Source organism: Pseudomonas sp. S1_E05, from assembly GCF_056337105.1.
On the sequence record NZ_JBFRHM010000001.1, the window covers coordinates 1,819,921 to 1,841,650 of the forward strand.

General features: G+C 60.0%; 19 protein-coding genes and 2 pseudogenes. 12 read left to right on the plus strand and 9 right to left on the minus strand.

What is annotated here, in order from left to right:
- Positions 1-114: 114 nt before the first annotated feature.
- Positions 115-567 carry a ribonuclease HI gene (rnhA, locus tag AB4N33_RS08270; protein ID WP_460125529.1) on the minus strand — a complete coding sequence of 151 codons (453 nt, stop codon included), beginning with the start codon at positions 565-567 and terminating at the stop codon, positions 115-117.
- Between the two features lie 90 nt (positions 568-657).
- The gene (locus AB4N33_RS08275) at positions 658-1,416 is read right to left on the minus strand and encodes a class I SAM-dependent methyltransferase (protein ID WP_460125531.1); all 759 of its coding nucleotides are present in this window, start codon (positions 1,414-1,416) and stop codon (positions 658-660) included.
- A gap of 65 nt (positions 1,417-1,481) precedes the next feature.
- Here AB4N33_RS08275 and gloB point away from each other — a divergent pair, with 65 nt between their 5' ends.
- The 8 genes and pseudogenes from gloB (at position 1,482) to fabI (ending at position 12,180) form a co-directional block, all read left to right on the plus strand.
- Positions 1,482-2,249, plus strand: a complete 768-nt coding sequence (gloB, locus tag AB4N33_RS08280; RefSeq protein WP_476458795.1) for a hydroxyacylglutathione hydrolase — start codon at positions 1,482-1,484, stop codon at positions 2,247-2,249.
- 99 nt (positions 2,250-2,348) lie between these two features.
- A complete protein-coding gene (locus AB4N33_RS08285) occupies positions 2,349-3,791 on the plus strand; it encodes a transglycosylase SLT domain-containing protein (RefSeq protein WP_476456962.1) in 1,443 nt (480 codons plus the stop codon).
- A 214-nt stretch (positions 3,792-4,005) separates the two neighbouring features.
- Positions 4,006-5,820: an extracellular solute-binding protein gene (locus tag AB4N33_RS08290; RefSeq protein ID WP_476458796.1), complete on the plus strand. Its 1,815-nt coding sequence runs from the start codon at positions 4,006-4,008 to the stop codon at positions 5,818-5,820.
- Positions 5,817-7,657 (plus strand): annotated as a pseudogene (locus tag AB4N33_RS08295) (extracellular solute-binding protein). The gene AB4N33_RS08290 and the pseudogene AB4N33_RS08295 overlap by 4 nt, the downstream one beginning before the upstream one ends.
- Positions 7,658-7,660: 3 nt before the next feature.
- Positions 7,661-8,733: pseudogene (locus AB4N33_RS08300) on the plus strand (microcin C ABC transporter permease YejB).
- 1 nt (position 8,734) lies between these two features.
- Positions 8,735-9,754: an ABC transporter permease gene (locus tag AB4N33_RS08305; protein ID WP_476456963.1), complete on the plus strand. Its 1,020-nt coding sequence runs from the start codon at positions 8,735-8,737 to the stop codon at positions 9,752-9,754.
- A 1-nt stretch (position 9,755) separates the two neighbouring features.
- Entirely contained in the window at positions 9,756-11,366 is a 1,611-nt protein-coding gene (locus tag AB4N33_RS08310) for an ABC transporter ATP-binding protein (RefSeq protein WP_460125541.1), read from the plus strand.
- 19 nt (positions 11,367-11,385) lie between these two features.
- Positions 11,386-12,180, plus strand: a complete 795-nt coding sequence (gene fabI, locus AB4N33_RS08315; RefSeq protein WP_056727657.1) for an enoyl-ACP reductase FabI — start codon at positions 11,386-11,388, stop codon at positions 12,178-12,180.
- A gap of 178 nt (positions 12,181-12,358) precedes the next feature.
- On the opposite strand, the gene AB4N33_RS08320 is transcribed toward fabI, so the two are convergent.
- Positions 12,359-13,225 carry a LysR family transcriptional regulator gene (locus AB4N33_RS08320; RefSeq protein ID WP_476456964.1) on the minus strand — a complete coding sequence of 289 codons (867 nt, stop codon included), beginning with the start codon at positions 13,223-13,225 and terminating at the stop codon, positions 12,359-12,361.
- Positions 13,226-13,340: 115 nt separating this feature from the next.
- On the opposite strand from AB4N33_RS08320, the gene AB4N33_RS08325 reads away from it, so the two are divergent.
- Entirely contained in the window at positions 13,341-13,766 is a 426-nt protein-coding gene (locus AB4N33_RS08325; RefSeq protein WP_476456965.1) for a VOC family protein, read from the plus strand.
- Positions 13,767-13,791: 25 nt separating this feature from the next.
- On the opposite strand, the gene AB4N33_RS08330 is transcribed toward AB4N33_RS08325, so the two are convergent.
- Together AB4N33_RS08330 and AB4N33_RS08335 are read right to left on the minus strand one after the other, a co-directional pair.
- Positions 13,792-14,373 (minus strand): GGDEF domain-containing protein, encoded by a 582-nt coding sequence (locus AB4N33_RS08330; RefSeq protein ID WP_476456966.1) that lies wholly within the window; start codon positions 14,371-14,373, stop codon positions 13,792-13,794.
- Positions 14,374-14,573: 200 nt separating this feature from the next.
- Complete coding sequence (locus AB4N33_RS08335) at positions 14,574-15,419, minus strand: oxidoreductase (RefSeq protein ID WP_476456967.1); 846 nt, start codon at positions 15,417-15,419, stop codon at positions 14,574-14,576.
- Positions 15,420-15,534: 115 nt separating this feature from the next.
- Between AB4N33_RS08335 and AB4N33_RS08340 the strand changes: the two genes are divergently transcribed.
- On the plus strand, positions 15,535-16,446 hold the full coding sequence (locus AB4N33_RS08340) for a LysR family transcriptional regulator (protein ID WP_476456968.1): 912 nt from the start codon (positions 15,535-15,537) through the stop codon (positions 16,444-16,446).
- A 75-nt stretch (positions 16,447-16,521) separates the two neighbouring features.
- On the opposite strand, the gene AB4N33_RS08345 is transcribed toward AB4N33_RS08340, so the two are convergent.
- Both AB4N33_RS08345 and AB4N33_RS08350 read right to left on the minus strand, forming a co-directional pair.
- Positions 16,522-16,770, minus strand: a complete 249-nt coding sequence (locus tag AB4N33_RS08345; protein WP_460125553.1) for a type II toxin-antitoxin system Phd/YefM family antitoxin — start codon at positions 16,768-16,770, stop codon at positions 16,522-16,524.
- A 255-nt stretch (positions 16,771-17,025) separates the two neighbouring features.
- A complete protein-coding gene (locus AB4N33_RS08350; RefSeq protein ID WP_476456969.1) occupies positions 17,026-17,277 on the minus strand; it encodes a transmembrane sensor/regulator PpyR in 252 nt (83 codons plus the stop codon).
- A 256-nt stretch (positions 17,278-17,533) separates the two neighbouring features.
- Between AB4N33_RS08350 and AB4N33_RS08355 the strand changes: the two genes are divergently transcribed.
- Positions 17,534-18,367 carry a helix-turn-helix transcriptional regulator gene (locus AB4N33_RS08355; RefSeq protein WP_460125557.1) on the plus strand — a complete coding sequence of 278 codons (834 nt, stop codon included), beginning with the start codon at positions 17,534-17,536 and terminating at the stop codon, positions 18,365-18,367.
- Here AB4N33_RS08355 and AB4N33_RS08360 read toward each other — a convergent pair.
- Both AB4N33_RS08360 and AB4N33_RS08365 read right to left on the minus strand, forming a co-directional pair.
- Entirely contained in the window at positions 18,364-18,951 is a 588-nt protein-coding gene (locus tag AB4N33_RS08360) for a LysE family translocator (RefSeq protein WP_460125559.1), read from the minus strand. The two genes, AB4N33_RS08355 and AB4N33_RS08360, sit on opposite strands and share 4 nt — an antisense overlap.
- Before the next feature lie 183 nt (positions 18,952-19,134).
- A complete protein-coding gene (locus tag AB4N33_RS08365) occupies positions 19,135-20,466 on the minus strand; it encodes an aminotransferase-like domain-containing protein (protein ID WP_476456970.1) in 1,332 nt (443 codons plus the stop codon).
- Positions 20,467-20,729: 263 nt separating this feature from the next.
- Here AB4N33_RS08365 and AB4N33_RS08370 point away from each other — a divergent pair, with 263 nt between their 5' ends.
- Positions 20,730-21,626 (plus strand): DMT family transporter, encoded by an 897-nt coding sequence (locus AB4N33_RS08370; RefSeq protein ID WP_476456971.1) that lies wholly within the window; start codon positions 20,730-20,732, stop codon positions 21,624-21,626.
- Positions 21,627-21,730 lie beyond the last annotated feature (104 nt).

Here is a 21,730-nt window from a genome sequence, read left to right on the forward strand (position 1 = left end):
GTCTTGTGAAAGGCGCGGATATTAGCATGCTTGCTGGGGTGTTTCAGGGGGACTGTGTCGTCTCAATCGCGGGCTTGCCCGCGATTGGGTGCGACTCGGTACAACAGAAAAAACCTAACCCTGCTTGAACCCCCGAACCTCATCCACCCCACGGTTGGCCAACTGGTCCGCCCGCTCGTTGCCGTGGTGGCCGATGTGGCCGCGCACCCATTTCCAGGTGACGTTGTGGCGGTTGACCTGTTCGTCCAACTGTCGCCAAAGGTCCGCATTCTTCACCGGTTCTTTCGCCGCCGTTTTCCAACCGCGTTTCTTCCAGTTGGCCATCCATTCATTGATGCCCTTCATGACATACTGCGAGTCGGTCACCAGCAGCACATCGCAGGAACGCTTGAGCTCTTCGAGCCCGCGGATCGCGCCCATCAGTTCCATGCGGTTATTGGTGGTGTTGGCTTCGCCGCCCCAGAGTTCTTTTTCAACGCCCTTGCACACCAACAATGCTCCCCAGCCGCCAGGGCCGGGGTTGCCTTTGCAGGCGCCGTCGGTGAAGAGTTCAACACTATCGCTCATGCCAGTCTTTCCAAAAAATGCAATGGCTCGTCGAGCCGCGCTCGACGATGGCCGAGGCCGGGGCACGCCCGACCGGAATGAAAACAGGGATTACGGTTCGATATTGCGCCGGTTGACCTTGGCCATCGGCAACGGAATCAGCTTGCCCATTGGTTCGCGACGTTCCTGACGCAGCGGACGCAGGCCGACCACGATTTTGCGCGCCACCAATAGATAGAAACCGCCCCCCGAAAGTTGCCAGCTACCGGCCCTGCGCTCCCAGCCGGCCAGCCTGGCTTGCCAGGCGGGAGATGCGAGCGGCGGACGATAGCACCCGAAGCGGCGTTTCTCCAGCGCGAAGCCCAGCAGGTTCAACCAGTCGCCAACGCGTGACGGGGAAATACAACGGGCCTTGCGCAAGGCGTCGTGGGCGAACACATGGCGCAATCCCCACGAGCTCCAGGGGTTGATGCCGATGATCAGCAGATGCCCGCCAGGCCGCACAGCGCTTGCCGCCTCGCGCAGCAGCCCGTGTGGTGACAGGCAGAAATCCAGGCCGTGCTGCAACACCACCACATCGGCGGCGTGCTCGCTCAGTGGCCAGGCCTGCTCTTCACAAACGATTTCGACGCCCGGCAACGGCGCGCCAAGGCGTACATTGCGCTGCACCTGCGTGGCCGACGGCGGTGTCTCGGCCGAGGGACCGTAATGCACCAGGTAGCCGCCGAAGAAGCGCCCCAACTCGTCCTCGAGCATGCGCCGCTCTTCGTCCAGCAAAAACTGTCCGATCGGGCCAGACAGCCATTCACGTGCCGCGCTGATCAACGCCAGCCAGTCAGGATCGGCCTGAGCGAACGCTTTATCAGTCATTGCATTCTCCAACGCGCCAGGAAGTTCTAAGATGCGCCATTGTTTACCGCTTGGCGAATCCCTTGATGATACAGATCACAGCCCTGCCCGCCTTCACCGACAACTACATCTGGTTGTTACAAGACCCCGACACCCGCCGCTGCGCCGTGGTAGATCCGGGCGACGCCGCGCCGGTACAGGCCTGGCTCGCGGACAATCCGGGCTGGGTGCTCACCGACATTCTGATCACTCATCACCACCACGACCACGTCGGCGGCGTAGAGTCACTGAAAAAAGCGACGGACGCGAAAGTCTACGGCCCGGCCAGCGAAAAAATCCCGGGGCGGGACGTCGCCCTCAAGGACAACGACCGCGTCAGCGTGCTCGGCCTGGAGTTCCAGGTGTACGCCGTTCCCGGCCACACCCTGGGACACATTGCGTTCTACCATGAAGGCGTGCTGTTTTGCGGAGACACCCTGTTCGCTGCCGGATGCGGCCGCCTGTTCGAAGGCACCCCCGGACAGATGCATGCATCCCTGAACCGCCTGGCCGCCCTGCCGGAGCAGACACGCGTCTACTGTACCCATGAATACACCTTAAGCAATCTGCGCTTTGCGGTGGCCGTCGAGCCTGGCAACCCTGATACCGTCGAACGCTTGGCCAACGTCACGGCACAACGGGCGGCCGGGATCATCACCTTGCCTTCGACGCTGGCCCTGGAAAAGCGTACGAACCCCTTTCTGCGGACCGCCGAAACATCCGTTAAAGATAAAGTGGACGAACGGAACGGCCCTCAAGACCGGGCTCCAAGTGCGGTTTTTGCGGCCCTCAGGGCGTGGAAAGACACGTTCTGACGCGCCCCTGCGTCACTGCGGCAGATCGCAATGGTTGACCGAATAGAGTGCGCTTTCTAGAATCGCCCGACATTTTTGCCCGGAACTTACTTCCAGCCAATGTCGTCATCTATTCGTAAGTCCATCAATTCAGACGCACTGACCCGCCTGGCTCAAGCCATAGCGGTGGCTGTGTCCGCCACCCTGGCGGGCTGCTCCAGCCATGTGCCGCAGACTGAAGCGACTCACACGCCGAACATTGCCGCGCGGGCCAAACAGAAGCCGATCTGGCTCAGCGAAAAGCCGAGCCCGCAGGTTCCCCAGGATGTCTGGGAGCGTATGCGTCAAGGCTTCCAATTGCAGGAAGGCATTGGCGTAAACCCGCGCATCGAGCAACAACGCCTGTGGTTCGCCAGTAACCCGTCCTTCCTGGAGAACGCCGGCGAACGCGGCAGCCTCTACATTCATTACATCGTCGAGCGCCTCGAAGAACGCAACATGCCGCTGGAACTGGCGCTGCTGCCAGTGATTGAAAGCGCGTATAACCCGATGGCCTATTCCCGGGCCGACGCCGTGGGCTTGTGGCAGTTCATCCCGTCCACCGGGCGCTACTTCAACCTTCGCCAGACCCGCTTCTACGATGGCCGTCGCGATATTACCGCCTCGACCACGGCGGCAATGGATTATCTCACCCGCTTGCACGACATGTTCAACGGCGACTGGTTGCTGGCCCTGGCGGCCTACAATGCCGGTGAAGGCACGGTCAGCCGCGCCATCGAGCGCAACGAAAAGCTTGGCCTGCCAACCGATTACTGGAACCTGCCGCTGCCGTCCGAAACCCAGGCCTATGTGCCCAAGTTGCTGGCCCTGTCGCAGGTAGTACTGGCTCCCGAAGCCTACGGCGTGAACCTCAACCCGATCGCCAACGAACCGTACTTCCAGGTCGTCGAGATCAACCAGCGCATGGACCTGTCCAAGGTTGCCGCGGTGGCCAATATCGACGAAGACGAACTGTTCCAGCTCAACCCGGCCTTCAAGCAGCGCACCACCATCGACGGCCCCCAACACTTGCTGGTGCCAACGTCCAAGGCGCAACTGCTGACCACCAGCCTGTCGACCATGCGCCCGGACGAGTTGATCAGCAAGCGTCCGCTCAAGCCGGTTTTCGACGGTGCCGACAGCCCCGCCATTGCCAGCGCCAAGCGCAGCTACCGCGTCAAGCGTGGGGATAACCTGGGCACCATCGCCAAAGCCAACAAGGTCGACGTCAAGGACCTGCAGCGCTGGAACAAACTCACCGGCAAGAACCTCAAGGTCGGTCAGACCCTGGTGATGCAGGACACCAGCAAACGCAGCACCGGGCGCGTCGACACCGTGGTCGCAGCCAACGCCAGGACCAAGGGCAAGAAAGAACAGACCCAGTACAAGGTCCAGCAAGGTGATTCGCTTTACATCGTCGCCAAGCGCTTCAACGTCGAGATGCAACACCTCAAGCGCTGGAACCCGCGCGTGGGCAAGGCCCTCAAGCCTGGCCAAATGCTCACGGTCGCCTCACCGCGCTAAACAAGAGCCCCTGGAATCAGGGGCTTTTTTGTATCTGGGATTGCTCACCCGGTCCCCTGTCGACCGGCTGCTCCTACAGGGTGCGCGTACGCCAGTAACCCACAATTAACCCCGCATTAACGCCCCGTCTTTTTCCTGTCCATACAAGCTGTTACTGTACTGGCCATAAAAGCCCAAGCCGCCTGGATCGGATCCCTTGACGCGTCCCCTCCTCCTGTTACTGATCAGCCTGGCCTTGAGCTCATCCGCAAGCGCGACAATCAGCGAAAGCCATGGTTATGCGCAGTTCGGCACGCTCAAGTACCCGGCCAGATTCACCCACTTCGACTGGGTTAACCCGCAAGCGCCCAAGGGCGGTACGTTGCGGGTGATGGCGTTTGGCACTTTCGATACGCTTAATCCCTATACTTTCAAGGGCACAAGCCCGGTCGCCACGCCGAATTTCCTGCAATACGGCATCAACGAGCTGAACGAGCCGCTGATGGTCGGCACTGGCCAGTATGCGCCCTCCGGCGACGAACCCACGTCCAGTTATGGCCTGATCGCGCAGTCGGTCGAGTACAGCGAGGACCGCAGCTGGGTGGTATTCAACCTGCGTCCCGAAGCACGCTTTCACGATGGCGTGCCAATTACCGCCTACGACGTGGCGTTTTCCTACCGACTGCTGCTCAAGGAAGGCCACCCGCAATACCGCACCAATCTTCAGGAAGTGTTGCGGGTCGACGTGCTCAACCCACACCGGATCCGCTTCGTCTTCAAGCGAGCCGGTAATCCCCTGTTGATTCTGCGCCTCGGCGAACTGCCGGTGCTGCCACAGCATTACTGGAAAGGTCGTGACTTCAAGGCGACCACATTCGAACCACCGCTGGGCAGCGGACCCTATCGCATTACCTCAGTCACACCCGGCCGGCAGATTGTTTTCGAACGGGTCAAGGATTACTGGGGCAAAGACCTGCCGGTCAACAGCGGCAAATACAACGTCGACCGCATGGAAGTCGAGTTCTACCGCGACAGCGACGTGGCGTTCGAAGCGTTCAAGGCCGGCGAATTCGACATCTACATCGAGCACCAGGCGAAAAACTGGGACACCGGCTACCGCTTCCCGGCGGTCAATCGCGGCGACGTGATCAAGGCGCAGATTGCCCATCAGATCCCGACCCAGACCCAGGGCCTGTTCATGAACACCCGTCGCGCCACGTTTTCGGACGCCAGGGTGCGCGAAGCACTGGAGCTGATGTTCGATTTCGAGTGGACCAACCGCACATTGTTCAGCGGCGCCTACAAGCGCGCCATGAGTTACTACCCCAACAGCGAGTTCACCGCCAGCGGCTTGCCGGTGGGTCACGAGTGGCTGATGCTCAAGCCGTATCGTGAGCAATTGCCCGACCGGTTGTTCACCGAGCCTTTCACGCTGGCGCAAACCCAGGGTCGCGGCATTCCTCGCGAGACCATGCGCAAGGCGCTGGGACTGCTGGGCGAAGCCGGTTGGAAACTCAACGGCCAGCGCGTACAGAATGCAACCGGCCAACCGCTGCGCCTGGAGATCCTGCTGGTCAACCCGAACCTGGAACGCATTCTGCAGCCCTATGTCGAGAACCTCGCCAGCATCGGCATCGAGGCCCGCCTTCGTACGGTCGATCGCGCGCAGTACAAACAGCGCCTCGATCAGTTCGATTTCGACATGATCCTCATGACCCTGGGCCAGACGTTAAGCCCTGGCCTTGAACAATGGCAGTACTTCCATTCCAGCCAGGCTGGGATCAAAGGCAGCAAAAACTATGCAGGCATCGCCAACCCTGTGGTCGATCACCTGCTCGATCAGTTGCTCGCGGCCAAGACCCGTGACGAACAGGTTGCCGCCGGCAAAGCGCTGGATCGGGTGCTGTTGTGGCAGCACTACATGATTCCCAACTGGTATCTCAATTATCACCGCCTGGCGTACCGCAACCGGTTCGCTTTCGTCACTACGCCGCCCTACACCCTGGGCCTGAGCGCGTGGTGGTTGAAGTCTTCGGAGAAAGATCGATGAAACCCTTACGTGCCCTGCTCCTGCAGGCGGGCGGCGTGCTGTTGTCCGGACTGGCCTGCGCCGCTCCACAACACGCCGTCACGCTGTACAACGAACCGCCGAAATACCCGGCGGACTTCAAGCATTTCGATTACGTGAATCCCGACGCGCCCAAGGGCGGCATCTTCCGCCAGGCCGGGTTTGGCGGCTTCGACAGTCTCAACCCGTTCATCAGCAAGGGGTGCCAGCGGATGATATCGGCCTGGTCTACGACACGCTGGCCAAACAGGGCCTGGACGAGCCGTTCACCGAATATGGGCTGATCGCCGGCAAGATCGAAAAAGCACCGGACAACAGCTGGGTGCGTTTCTACCTGCGTCCTGAAGCGCGCTTCCACGACGGGCATCCGGTACGTGCCGAAGACGTGGTGTTCAGCTTCCAGACTCTGATCAAGGACGGCGCCCCGCTCTATCGCGGCTACTACAGCGATGTCGAAGAGGCCGTAGCCGAAGACCCGCTGACCGTGCTGTTCAAATTCAAGCACACCAACAATCGCGAACTGCCGTTGATTCTTGGCCAGTTGCCCGTGTTGCCCAAGCACTGGTGGGCAACCCGGGACTTCACCAAGGGCAACCTGGAAATGCCGCTGGGCAGCGGGCCGTACAAGGTCAGCCAGGTCAAGGCCGGGCGCTCGGTGCGCTATGAGCGGGTCAAGGATTACTGGGGCAAGGACTTGCCGGCCAACCGTGGTTTCTACAATTTCGACGTGATGCTCACCGATTACTACCGCGACAACACCGTGGCCCTGGAAGCGCTCAAGGCCGGCCAGTTCGACTACTGGCTGGAGATGACGGCAAAAAACTGGGCCAACGGCTACAACGTCCCGGCGGTCACCGAAGGCCGGCTGATCAAGGAACAGATCCCGAACGGCAACCCGACCGGCATGCAGGGTTTTGTCTTCAACATGCGCCGCCCGGTGTTCCAGGACGTACGAGTGCGCCACGCGCTGACATTGCTGATGGACTTCGAGTGGACCAACAAGCAGCTGTTCAACGGAGCTTACGCACGCACCCGCAGCTTCTTCGAAAACTCCGAGATGGCCGCCACCGGCCTGCCGGACGCCGAGCAACTGGCGATCCTGGAACCGTTTCGCGACAAGATCCCCGAACAGGTGTTCACCGAAGCCTTCGAGAACCCGGTCACCGACGGCAGCGGCATGATCCGCACACAGCAACGCAAGGCGTACCAACTGTTGCAGGAAGCCGGCTGGCGCATCGTCGACGACAAGATGGTCGACGCCAACGGTAAGCCGGTGACCATCGAGTTTCTCCTCGCGCAAACCGAGTTCGAACGGGTGCTGCTGCCCTTCAAGCGCAACCTGGCCGACCTGGGCATTGACCTGGTGATCCGCCGCGTGGACGTCTCTCAATACGTCAATCGCGTGCGCTCGCGAGACTTCGACATGATTGTCGGCAGCTTCCCGCAATCCAATTCACCGGGGAACGAACAACGCGAGTTCTGGAAGACCGAGGCCGCCGACCGGCCTGGCAGCCGCAACTCCATGGGGCTCAAGGACCCGGTGGTTGATCAACTGGTGGAGCAGTTGATCAACGCCGACTCGCGTAAAAGCCTGGTGGCCCACGCCCGCGCACTGGACCGCGTGCTGCAATGGGGTTATTACGTGATCCCCAACTGGCACATCAAGACCTGGCGCGTGGCCTACTGGAACCACATCGGTCACCCGAAAACCTCGCCCAAGTACGACATTGGCATCGCCACGTGGTGGATCAAGCCAAACGTTGCACCGGCCATCGAAGTCGAAACCAAACTGCAAGCCGACCCTGCGGGCACGGAGTAATAGATGCTGGCGTATATTTTTCGGCGACTTCTGCTGATCATCCCGACGCTGTTCGGCATCCTGCTGATCAACTTCGTGATCATCCAGGCAGCTCCCGGCGGGCCGGTCGAGCAGATGATCGCCAAGCTCGAAGGCTTCGAAGGCGCCACCAGCCGCATTGCCGGCGGCGGTGCCGAAGTCTCGGTAGCGGGTTCCTCGTACCGCGGCGCGCAGGGCCTGGACCCGGCGCTGGTCAAGGAAATCGAGCACATGTACGGCTTCGACAAGTCGGCGCCGGAACGTCTGTGGATCATGATCAAGAACTACGCCAGCCTGGACTTCGGCGACAGCTTCTTCCGAGACGCCAAGGTCATCGACCTGATCAAGGAAAAAATGCCGGTGTCCATCTCCCTCGGCTTGTGGAGCACCCTGATCATGTACCTGGTGTCGATACCGCTGGGGATCGCCAAGGCCACGCGACACGGCAGCCACTTCGACGTCTGGACCAGCTCGGCGATCATCGTCGGCTATGCGATCCCCTCCTTCCTGTTCGCCATCCTGCTCATCGTGGTATTCGCCGGCGGCAGCTACCTCGACTGGTTCCCACTACGCGGCCTGACCTCGAACAACTTCGACGAGCTGAGCATGGGTGGCAAGATCCTCGACTACTTCTGGCACCTGGCGCTGCCCGTGACCGCGCTGGTGATCGGTAACTTCGCGACCATGACCCTGCTGACCAAGAACAGCTTCCTGGACGAGATCAACAAGCAGTACGTGATCACCGCCAAGGCCAAGGGCCTAACAAAAACCGCGTGCTCTACGGCCACGTGTTCCGCAACGCCATGCTGCTGGTGATCGCTGGCTTCCCGTCGGCCTTCATCGGGATTTTCTTCACCGGCTCCCTGCTGGTGGAAGTGATCTTTTCCCTCGATGGCCTGGGCCTGATGAGTTTTGAAGCGGCGATCAACCGCGATTACCCGGTGGTGTTCGGTACGCTGTTCATCTTCACCTTGCTGGGCTTGCTGGTGAAACTGATCGGCGACCTGACCTATTCCTTCGTCGATCCGCGTATCGATTTCGAAAGCCGGGAGCATTGAGATGAACCTGTCCCCTCTCAATCGCCGACGTTTCGAACTGTTCAAGGCCAACAAGCGTGGCTGGTGGTCGCTGTGGCTGTTCCTGGTGCTGTTTGGCCTGAGCCTCGGCGCCGAACTGATCGCCAACGACAAACCGCTGGTGGTGCACTACGACAACAACTGGTATTTCCCGGCGCTCAAGCGCTACCCGGAAACCACTTTCGGTGGCGAATTCCCGCTGGAGGCCAACTACAAGAGCCCGTACATCCGCGAACTGCTCAAGGCCAAGGACGCCTGGGTACTGTGGGCGCCGATTCCCTACAGCTACCAGAGCATCAATTACGACCTGAAAGTCCCGGCGCCCGCACCGCCCTCGGCGGACAACCTGCTGGGCACCGACGACCAGGGCCGCGACGTGCTGGCACGGGTGATCTACGGCTTCCGCATCTCCGTATTGTTCGCCCTGACCCTCACCGTGCTCAGCTCGATCATCGGCGTGATTGCCGGCGCGTTGCAGGGTTTTTATGGCGGTTGGGTCGACCTGGCGGGGCAGCGTTTCCTGGAAATATGGTCAGGCTTGCCGGTCCTTTATCTACTGATCATCCTGGCCAGTTTCGTACAGCCGAACTTTTGGTGGCTGCTGGGCATCATGCTGCTGTTTTCGTGGATGAGCCTGGTGGACGTGGTCCGCGCCGAGTTCCTGCGTGGGCGTAACCTGGAATACGTGCGAGCCGCTCGGGCGTTGGGCATGCAGAATGGTGCGATCATGTTCCGCCATATCCTGCCCAATGCCATGGTATCGACCATGACCTTCATGCCCTTCATCCTCACCGGCGCAATCGGCACCCTGACGGCGCTGGACTTCCTGGGTTTCGGCCTGCCACCTGGCGCACCGTCGTTGGGTGAGCTGGTGGCACAGGGCAAATCCAACCTTCAGGCGCCGTGGCTGGGCATGAGTGCGTTTGCCGTGCTGGCACTTATGTTGAGCCTGTTGGTGTTCATCGGCGAGTCCGCTCGCGATGCCTTCGACCCGAGGAAGTGAAATGAATCAGGACAATCTGATCGAAGTGCGCGACCTCGCCGTCGAATTTGTCGTCGGCGAACACTGTCAGCGCGTCGTGGAAGGCATCAGCTTCGATATCAAGCGTGGCGAAACCCTGGCGCTGGTGGGTGAAAGCGGTTCCGGCAAATCAGTCACCGCCCATTCAATCCTGCGCCTGTTGCCCTACCCGCTGGCCCGGCACCCGTCCGGCACCATCGAATACGCCGGAAAGAACCTGCTCGACCAGAAAGACAAGACCATCCGTCACATTCGGGGCAACCGGATCGCGATGATCTTCCAGGAGCCGATGACCTCGCTCAACCCGCTGCACTCGATTGAAAAGCAGATCAACGAAGTGCTGGGCATCCATAAAGGCCTGGTCGGCAAGGTCGCCACCAAACGTACCCTTGAACTGCTGGAGATGGTCGGCATTCCAGAGCCTGAAAAGCGCCTCAAGGCCCTGCCCCATGAATTGTCCGGCGGCCAGCGTCAACGGGTAATGATCGCGATGGCCCTGGCCAACGAACCAGAGCTGTTGATCGCGGACGAGCCGACCACCGCGCTGGACGTCACCGTGCAACTGAAAATCCTTGAATTGCTCAAGGAATTGCAGGCTCGTCTGGGCATGGCATTGTTACTGATCAGTCACGATTTGAACCTTGTGCGAAGAATTGCGCATCGCGTATGTGTCATGCAGCGCGGTTGCATCGTCGAACAGGCATCGTGCGAAGAGTTGTTCCGTTCGCCGCAGCATCCGTACACTCGGGAGCTGCTGGCAGCGGAGCCCAGCGGCAAGCCTGCGACCAACGTAATTGGCCCGCCCTTGCTGCAGGTCGAGGACCTGAAGGTGTGGTTCCCGATCAAGAAAGGCCTGCTGAAAAAGACCGTCGACCACATCAAGGCAGTGGACGGAATCAATTTCAGCCTGCCCCAGGGGCAGACGCTGGGCATTGTCGGCGAGAGCGGTTCCGGCAAATCCACGCTGGGCCTGGCGATTTTGCGGTTGATCGCCAGCCAGGGTGCGATCCGTTTTGAAGGCAAGCAGCTAGACTGTTTGACGCAACAACAGGTTCGGCCACTGCGGCGCGAGATGCAGGTGGTGTTTCAGGACCCGTTCGGCAGCCTGAGCCCACGGATGTGCGTGAGCCAGATCGTCGGCGAAGGCCTGCGGATCCACAAGATCGGCACCGAAGCGGAACAGGAACAAGCGATAATCGCGGCATTGAAGGAGGTAGGCCTGGACCCGGACACCCGGAACCGCTACCCCCACGAATTTTCCGGAGGGCAACGGCAGCGTATCGCCATCGCCCGGGCACTGGTGTTGAAACCGGCGCTGATCCTGCTGGACGAGCCGACTTCGGCACTCGACCGGACAGTGCAGCGTCAAGTGGTGGAGCTTTTGCGTTCACTGCAGAGCAAGTACAACCTGACGTATCTGTTTATCAGCCATGACCTGGCTGTCGTCAAGGCGCTGAGCCACCAACTGATGGTGGTCAAGCATGGCCAAGTGGTCGAACAGGGAGACGCGCAAAGTATCTTTGCCGCCCCCCAACATCCGTATACACAGCAGTTGCTGGAAGCCGCTTTCCTGGCTCCAGCCACTGCGCAATAACCTGAAAGAGGAGCAACACATGGGTTTTCTCGCCGGTAAGCGCGTACTGATCGTCGGTGTCGCCAGCAAGCTGTCCATCGCATCCGGCATCGCCGCCGCCATGCATCGCGAGGGCGCTGAGCTTGCCTTCACTTATCAGAACGACAAACTCAAGGGTCGTGTTGAAGAATTCGCTCAAGGCTGGGGCTCGAACCCTGAGCTGTGCTTCCCGTGCGACGTGGCCAGCGACGAAGAGATCGCCAAGGTCTTCGAAGCACTGAGCAAGAAGTGGGACGGTCTGGACTGCATCGTGCACTCCGTGGGCTTCGCACCGGGCGATCAACTGGACGGCGACTTCACCGAAGCCACCACCCGTGAAGGTTTCCGCATTGCCCACGACATCAGCGCCTACAGCTTCGTCGCCCTGGCCAAGGCCGGTCGCGAAATGATGAAAGGCCGCAATGGCAGCCTGCTGACCCTGTCGTACCTGGGCGCTGAGCGCACCATGCCTAACTACAACGTCATGGGCATGGCCAAGGCTTCCCTGGAAGCTGGCGTACGTTACCTGGCCGGCTCCCTGGGCCCGGACGGCACCCGCGTCAACTGCGTATCGGCCGGCCCGATCCGTACCCTCGCCGCTTCCGGCATCAAGAACTTCCGCAAGATGCTGGCGGCCAACGAAGCGCAAACCCCGCTGCGTCGTAACGTCACCATCGAAGAGGTCGGCAACGCCGGCGCCTTCCTGTGCTCGGACCTGGCGTCCGGCATCAGCGGTGAAATCATGTACGTGGACGGTGGCTTCAACACCACCGCCATGGGCAGCATCGAAGAGTAATCTTCGGTTTGCCTGATAAAAAACCCGCCTGATGGCGGGTTTTTTTGTGCCTCTACGCCCCCCCAACCTGTAGGAGCGAGCATGTCGAGGCGTCGAACCGTCGCGATGGTCGTCAACGATGACGCGGGTGGTCTGATACCCCTCGGTGCTCTTGAATCCATCGCGAGCATGCTCGCTCCTACAGGGGCAATGCCATCAAGCAGTCGGCAAACAACTGCTGAATCGGCTGCTGCCTCTGGCTGTAGCGCTGCAGCAGGACGATGTCGCGGTAGAAGGTCAATTCACCCAAGCGGATGACCCTGACCCTCGCCCCATATTCCAGCCACAACCCGGCCTCGGGCAGCAGTGAAATTCCCAGCCCGCATTCGACCATTTTCACGATGGCCTCCAGTTCGTCCAGCTCCAGCGCCACCTGCACGTCAATTTGCTGCTCACGCAGGAACCGCGTCACCAAACGCCCGCCGAAGGAATTGCGGTCGTAGCGGACATGCGGATGCTCAGTCAGCAATTGCACGGCATCATCACCTTCCAGTGTGAGCGGGACGATCAGCACGAACGGCTCGCGGCGGATGACCTGGGCCGACAATTCCTTGGGAAGGTCGAATGGCGGCTTGATCAGGATCGCCAGGTCCACTTCGCCAGTGTCCACCTGGCTCAGCAAATTGAGCGAAACGCCAGGGACGAGTTTCGGTTCCAGCAGCGGTGCCTGTTGGCGCAGGCGCAGCAACGCCTGGGGCAGCAAACCGGTCTGGGCCGTGGCGACCGCGCCGATTTTCAGCTCGCCTCGGTACTCGCTGACATCTTCGGTGACCGCCATGCGGCTGAAGGTGTCCAGCATTTCCCTGGCCATCGGCAATGCCCGTTGCCCCGCCGCGTTGAGAATGGCCTGCCGTCCAGTGCGGTCGAATAGCCGAATGCCCAGCGCCTGCTCCAAGTTACGCATCTGGGCGCTGACCGCCGACTGCGTCAGTCCAATGTGCATGCCTGCCGCCGCGAACGTACCGTAGCGCGCCACCGCGATGAACGTCTTCAGCTCTCGCAGCATAATGCCCCCGATTGATCGAAATAATTTGAGCTCGACGCAAAAACTATCGTCTTTCAATCAAAAAGCACAGCGCTAAACTCAACCGCACTGACCCCATCGCCTGCGAGACTCGACCATGCAATTGTCCCCTTTCCACCTGGCTATCCCGGTTTACGACCTGCAAGCCGCCCGGACCTTCTACGGCGAGGTGTTTGGCCTTGAAGAAGGTCGTTCCAGTGATCACTGGGTCGACTTCAACTTTTTCGGCCATCAATTGGTAATCCACCTGGCGCCGAAGAACGCCTCACAGGACGCCGCACACACCAACGCCGTCGATGGGCACGACGTGCCGGTGCCGCATTTTGGCGTGGTATTGGGAATGGCCGAGTGGGACGCGCTGGCCGAGCGACTGAAGGCGCGTGAAACTCGGTTTGTGATCGAACCGGGGATTCGTTTCAAGGGGCTGGTTGGAGAACAGGCGACCATGTTCCTGTTCGACCCTTGCGGCAATGCCCTGGAATTCAAGGCATTCAAGGATATTGGGCAGTTGTTTGCCAAATAGATGACACCCGGGGAAGCGCCTCACCCTACGTCAATAAACAACTCTCGACCTCAAGCAACATCGCCTCCACCGCGCCATGTCGCCCGGGGTCATATTCCACCTGGCCCATGCTGAATCTGATGGCATAACCGCGTCGCATCGTCGCGTTGCGCTCATCGAGGATCTCCTCGAGGCGTCCCCTGATCGCGCCCAGGTCTACGGCGCTTGCACCGGTCAACAGGGCCACGAACTCATCATCACCCAACCGCCCGATCACGTCACTTTCACGAAAGGCGATTCGCAACACGTCGGCAAAGGTCTTCAGCGCATCATCACCCTCGGCGCGGCCGTACAAATAGTTGATGTGCTTGAAGTTGTCCAGATCGAAGCACACCAGCGTGGCTGGAATTTCGAGGTGTTGGCAGGCGTCCAGACCGAGTTGCGCGAGTGCGGTGAAACCGTGACGGTTGGAGAGCAACGTCAGCTCGTCCATGCTTGCCATGGTTACGCCCATCACTTGCTGCTCGGCCGTGCGGGCCAGGTCCCGCAGGGTGGTGCGGATCTGTTGCGGCGACAACGACAGTGATGCGCTGGCACCGTGTTTAAGCGGTTTGCCGGAAATCAGCATTACATACTCCAGTAGTGGGTATGTTCTTTAGAGTGGCACGTAGTCGGTATGACTCCCCGGTAACGGACCGAAGGTCTTTTGGAGGGGCTCATGACCTGTAGAAGCGAGCTTGCTCGCGATGCGGTGTGTCAGTCACCTTGTCCGTGTCTGTCATATCGCATCGCGAGCAAGCTCGCTCCTACAGGGGGCTGGGTCTGGCCTTAGAAATCAGTGGACACCGACACCTCACGCCAGGCCTGCAACTCGCCCGCAACAAAGCTGTTTTTCTCTTCGATGGCCGCCACGCAGTCACTACCCAGAGGCAGCCGCAGCGGCGCGTTCGGCGCCTGCACCAGGGTGATCATGATCTGGGCCAGTTTGTCCGGGTCTCCCGGCTGGTTCAGGCTCACGCTCTTGGCCATCCGACGCACTTCGCCAGCGGTGCTGTCGTAATCGGCAATCGTCGACGGCGATTCCACCAGCGAGTTGCCTTCCAGGAATTCAGTACGGAAATAGCCTGGTTCGACCACGGTCACCTTGATGCCCAGCGGTGCCAATTCAGCGTAAAGGGCCTCGGTCAGGCCTTCGACCGCAAACTTGGTCGAGCAGTAGACACCAAAACCCGCTCCCGATTGGTAGCCTCCCACCGACGACAGGTTAATGACATGGCCGCTGCGTGCGGCGCGCATGTGCGGCAGGACGGCGCGGGTAATATTAAGCAGACCGAAGACGTTGGTCTCGAACACGCGACGCACTTCATCGGCGGAGGCTTCTTCCACTGCTCCGAGCACACCGAAGCCGGCATTGTTGACCAGCACATCGATGCGCCCGAAGTGCTCAATGGCCTGCTGGGCCACGGCGATGCCCTGGGCTTCATTGGTCACATCAAGGCTGGCAGCAAGCAAGCCGGGCTGTTGGCCAAAACGCTGAGTGATGCTGGACGCGCCGCGGGCGGTGGCGACCACTGCGTCACCATTGGCCAGGGCCGCGGCCGCGATCTTCGCGCCAATGCCACGGGAAGCGCCTGTGATAAGCCAGATGCGGTTAAACGTATTGGAAGCGGTCATGATCGTGTTTCCTTGTTTGCGTTGGGGTAGGCACAAGGTACGCAGGATGATTGCCCGGAAAAACGCCATTATGTTACAAGCACTATGAAACGCTCTTTCATAATGGCGCCCCGCAATGAACCATGATCCGTTCGATGGCTTGACCGAGTTTCTCGCGGTGGCTGAACACAAGAGTTTCACCCTCGCGGCCACCCGCCTGGCGGTAACACCGACGGCGGTCAGCCACGCGATCAAGCTGCTGGAGCGGCGCACCGGCGTGCTGTTGTTCCAACGCACCACCCGGCGGGTGGCGTTGACCGAGGCCGGCGTCAGCCTGTTCGCCCGGCTACGCCCAGCGGCCAGTGAAATTGACGAAGCAATGGCGATGCTCAGCGGTTATCGCGACCAGCCCATGGGCACGCTTCGCATCACTGCGCCAAGGTTGTCAGGGGCGTTACTGATCGAGCCGCTCATTCCGCTGTTTCGAGAGGCTTGCCCGCAAGTGACCCTCGACATCTCTTTGGATGACGCCACGGTGGACTTGATGTCGGGTGGCTTTGATGCCGGGATCAGGCTGGGCGAATCCATCGAAAAAGACATGATCGCCGTGCGCCTGACCCCTGATCTGCAATGGTCGGTGGTCGGTTCCCCGGAGTACTTCGCCAAGGTCGGGAGGCCGGAGAGCCCCGAAGCCCTCACTGACCATGAATGCATCGGTTTTCGCTTCTCGACGTCAGGCAATGCACACCGCTGGGAATTCCGCCGGGAGGGGCGTGACTTCACGGTGGGTGTCGAAGGGGGCATTATCGTCAATGATCGACAACTATTGGTATCGGCAGCACGCAGTGGTTGCGGACTGATCTATGCCTGCGACCTGGAGATCGCGGCAGAATTGGCGGACGGCCGACTCGAGCGCGTGTTGCAACCGTTCGTGCCGCTGAGTTCTGCACTGTACCTGTACTTTCCCAGCCGCACGCAAACTCAGCCGAAACTGCGAGCCTTTATCGAACTGGCGAAAGCGTGGATTGCCAGCAAAGGCGGCATTTAGTTTTCGTCTCGAACTGAACGATCGCTTGCCTCCTTATACACTTATTCTTTCCAGGCCTTCTCAGAGAACGCCAAGTCATAGGTCATCAATCGAAATCCGGAGGGTGGGATCGTTCTCTCGTTCCTTGCATAAGGCGACCAACTCAAGATCGTCTAACCGATTCATCAAGTTTTCATATTCTTTGGCCGGGACGCAGTAAAAGGCAGGTTCGTTGCGGTTGAGGATCGCGACCGGCTGCCCCCGCCCGGCGGCGACAGTGCCCATCGGGTTTTTCTTCAGCTCCGAAATGCTCGCTACAACATGCGAAAGCACGATATGTGGCATAAGGGTGTTCCCAAGAGTGCTTTTAGAAGTGCTAAAAATAACACTCTGAAGCTGAGGTAACGTCATTGGATTTGACATGGCTAGTGTCCGAGACTGGATGAACGACCAAGGTAACAGCTCTACGGCTTCACCATTTCTGCGTGTTCTATCAGGCACGTCTTCCAATCGCGTCGGCAGCAGCTCAATCCATGTAGGCAGATCTCAAGAAATTTACCACCAGCACGCTCGTTCCTACGGGGTAGGCAGCTTCCGGGATTACGCAGTGATTTTGCTGATCACCCCTTTGCCCAAACGGTGTTGCGACAGCAGGCGCATGACGTAGCCGATCTTGATCAGCGTCGGGCCTACGATGGTCATGGCGTGCATCGCGACCTGGACGACGATCGACAGGTGTCCGGTATAGAGGTAAGCGCCATAGATGCCAACCAGCAGCATCGCAAGCCCCGCGATCAGGACTTCACTCGACAGGTGGAGGACTTTATGTGGATCGTTGAAATAGGCGAACATTTTTCGTACTCCTGACTCAGACCAGTTGTACGTGGGTTATTTCACCATTCGTGCCAAATCGCATCGTCAATAAAATCAATAGCTTAATCCGCAAATGGTCAAATTGACCGCACAGGAAACTGGTCAACATGACGCGGATTCAAGTCTTAATGACAACAACCCGCATTACATCCATAAACGACCCTCGGAGTACCACGCTGTGTTTTCTGATGACGCAGCGCATACACTGCTCTTCGGATATGCCGAGGAAGCAACGATGAAGTCCACCGCCAAAAATACCGACAAGGCCCCACGCTTCTGGCGCGACGACGCCCTGCCCTTCATCGAAGCCCGCTCCATCGCCGACGGCCGCGAGGTTTGCTACAGCCGGCATTCCCACGAACACTTTTCCATCGGCGCAATCACGGCCGGCCGCAGTACTTACCTCCATGAGCAAGCGTCGTTCGAGGTCAGCGCCGGTACCGTAGTGTTGATGAATCCAGGCGATGTGCATGCCTGCAACCCGATCGATGACCAGCCCTGGTCCTATTTGATGCTCTACGTCGAAACGGCGTGGCTGACCGATTTGCAGCATCAGCTTGGGTTTGGTCAGGACCTGGAATTTCGACGTTTTGCGGCCACCCACACGCAGGACATTGGCCTGTTTCACGGCCTTGAGGCGCTGCACGCCACGCTCATCGACAGCGAGTGCGAAGTACTGGGCAAACAGTCCGCGATCGTCGAGTTTTTCACCGAGGTGCAGCAGCGCCTCAACCCGGGCGAACAATCGTTGCGCGAGCCAAATTTCAAGTTGGAACGTGCGGCGGACTTCATCCGAGATAACTGCACGCGGATGCTCAAGCTCGAGGACATTTGCGACGCAGCGCAGTTGTCGCCGTCCTACCTGATACGCGCCTTCAAGCAGCATTACGGCATGACACCCCATGCCTTTTTGGTCAATCGGCGCATTCAGTTCGCCCGCGAGCGCCTGCGCAGCGGCCGGCTGATTGCCGATGTGGCGCTGGAAGCCGGGTTTGCCGATCAGGCGCATTTTCAGCGGGCGTTCAAACAGCATCTGGCGGCGACACCAGGCCAATATCGCGACGCTTAGGGCAACAGCAGGTATACCGCGCTCAAGGCCAGCAACCCTGCCATGGCACGATTGAACAGACGCATGCCTTTGGGATTATTCAGGTAGCCACGCAAGAAAGTCCCGGCGTAGGCCCAGCAGCCGACGGACAGGTAGCAGATCACCAAATACACCGCCGCGAATTGCCAGATCAGCCGTGCTTCACCATCGGCGACAAACGCGCCCATACCCGCGACGCAGGCCAGCCAGGCCTTGGGGTTGAGCCATTGCATCACCGCGCCATACACCATCGACGGCGCCCGCGTCGAATCCTTCGCATCGAGTTGGCCGCTGTCGGCGGCCAGTTTCCAGGCCATGAACAACAGAAACCCCACGCCGGCCAGTTGCACGATCCGCGTCAACTGCGGCCATTGCTCCAGCACTTCATGCAAACCCAAACCCATCAACACCAGCAACAACACAAACCCCAATGTCGCCCCGGCCACATGCCGCTGGCTGGCGCGAAAGCCAAACTGCGCCCCGGAACTAAGCGCCACGATGTTCACCGGGCCGGGCGTGATGGAGGCCACCAGGGCAAATGCGGCCATCGACATGATCAGACTCATGGTTGTCTTCTTCTCTTCAGTTGAACCAGAGGCTTGAAGATAAAGAGCGGTAGGGTTGGCGTATTGAAGAAAATTGCCCCCTGTAGGAGGGGGCTTGCCCGCGATGCGATAAACCAGACGACATCTGTGTTGGCTGATACACCGCCATCGTGGGCAAGCCCGCTCCTACAGGGGCTGTTTGTGTCAGCAATACGCGCCGACTATCCGCTTGACCTTGATCAACGCATCGCGCAACGAATCCAGGTCCACCGACCCCAGAGCCAGCCGAATCGCGTGGGGCACGTGTACCGAGGTGGCAAACGGCTCGGCCGTGGACACAGCGACCTGCTGATGCATCAGCTCCACCGCAATTTGATCCGCCCGAGCATCCTCGCCCAGCGGCAGCCACAGAAAGTACGAGGATGGATGCGTCATGCAGCGCAAACCGCTCAATAATTCGGCGGCCAATGCCTGCCGAGCCTGCGCATCCGCACGTTTTTGCGCTTCCAGTTGAGCGACGGTGCCATCGTCAATCCATCCGCAGGCAATGGCTGTCATCACCCCGGGCGTGTTCCAGGTCGTCGCCCGTATCGCTCGCTCTAACGCCGGCACCTGTTCCAACGGCGCCGCGACAAAGCCCACCCGCAACCCGGTGGCAACATTCTTGGAAAACCCCGATACATACACCGTCCGCTCCGGCGCCAGTTGTGAGACCGGTGAAGGCGCATCCTCCACCAGAAACGCATAGGCCGCGTCTTCGATAATCAAGAGATCATTCTGCCGCGCAATCGCCACCAACCGATTGCGCCACGCCAGATCCATCACCCAACCGCAAGGGTTGTGCAGGGTCGGCATCGTGTACACCGCCCGCACCGAGCGCTTGCGGCACAACACCTCAAGTGCCTGAAGATCCGGCCCATTGTCCGTCACCGGTATCGGCACAATCTCCAGATGCAGTGACTGCGCCAGCACCTTGAACCCGGTGTAGGTCACTGCATCCGCCGCAATCACATCCCCTGGTTTGAGCAGCGCCATCATCGTCACCGCCAGGCCATGCTGGGCGCCGCTGACGATCAACACTTGCTCGGCCTCTACGCTTACCCCTCGTGAGACCAGGTGCCGGGCGATCGATGCGCGCTCATGCAAGCGACCGCCATGGGGTTGATAACGCAGATGGGCTTCCAGGTCCCCGGACAATGCCAACTGGCGCAACGCCACGCGCAATAGATCCGCCTGTCCCGGCAGCGACGGATAGTTGAAGTTGAGATCGGCCATCCCCACGGCCACTACGTGTTGGCTCACCCCCTGCCCCATGGGCAGTGACATCTCCCGCACAAAGGTGCCGCGACCGGTCTCGCCACTGACCAGTCCCATGGCCTCCAGCTCGGCATACACCCTGCTGGCGGTCACCAGCGCCAGGCCGTGTTCGGCGGCCAACTGGCGATGCGGCGGCAGACGCGTGCCCGGCGGCAGGCGTCCCGAACGAATGTCGGCGGCGTAGGTGTCGACCAGTGACTTGTAGCGCAAGCGAGGCATCGGCGGACATCCAGGACAATTGGCAGATTGTCTTGATACTCGCTCTGGCCAGGCGCTGTCCAGCCTCTACCTCAGCTGCAGTCCCAAAGATGCCCCTCCGCCAGGCGCACACGGCGATGTATCGGTATGCGCAGGGGGGGTCGCGTCGAGGAACGATCACTACGACGTGCCGGTGTATCCATGACAATTTTTTGATTGTCTGCGCGGCGCGGCCCACGATGCACCCACGGCACCTGCCACCCAATCACCTCCGAGCGAACGCCATGGAAAGAGCCACACACCTCAGCACCCAGCCCCGCGAGAAATCAGCCAGTGGATGGCTGAACGGCTTTATTGGCGTGCTCATTTTCAGCGGCTCCCTGCCCGCTACCCGGGTCGCCGTGCTGGAGTTTGACCCGGTTTTTCTCACGGTCATGCGCGCCACTATCGCCGGCTTGCTCGCCCTGGGCCTGCTGACCTTGCTCAAGCAACAACGCCCAACGCGCCATCAACTTCTACCGCTGCTGATTGTCGCGCTCGGCGTGGTGGTCGGCTTCCCGCTGCTGACCGCCCTGGCCCTGCAATACGTTACCTCGGCGCACTCCATTGTCTTCATTGGCCTGCTGCCGCTGGCCACCGCTCTTTTCGGCGTCATTCGCACAGGCGAACGGCCACGCCCGGCGTTCTGGCTGTTCTCGATATTGGGCAGCATGCTCGTTTCCGGCTTCGCCCTTTCCCAAGGCCTGAGCGCCAACCCCACCGGCGACCTCTGCATGTTATTGGCCGTCCTCGCCTGCGGCCTGGGCTACGCCGAGGGCGCAAAACTGTCACGCACGCTGGGTGGTTGGCAGGTGATTTCCTGGGCCCTGGTGCTGGCGTTGCCGGCCATGGTGTTACTAAGCGTGTGGCGTGCACCCGCTTCCTTCACCGGTGTCAGCCTTTCGGCGTGGTTCAGCCTGGGTTATGTGTCACTGTTCAGCATGTTGATCGGATTTGTATTCTGGTATCGCGGGTTGGCCCAAGGTGGCATCGCTGCCGTGGGCCAGCTGCAATTACTGCAACCTTTTTTCGGTCTGGCCCTGGCGGCCGGGCTACTGCATGAACACGTGAGCGTTGGCATGATTGCAGTGACGTTGGCGGTCATTGTGTGTGTCGCGGGTGCAAAAAGGTTCTCGAAATAAAACAGCGTGTGACCAATCATTTCGAACGAAACGTCCGGCAAACCAAACGACCGGATGGTCACCGTTTTCGATGGCACGCTTGTTCGGCATTCCCGCCTGCTGCC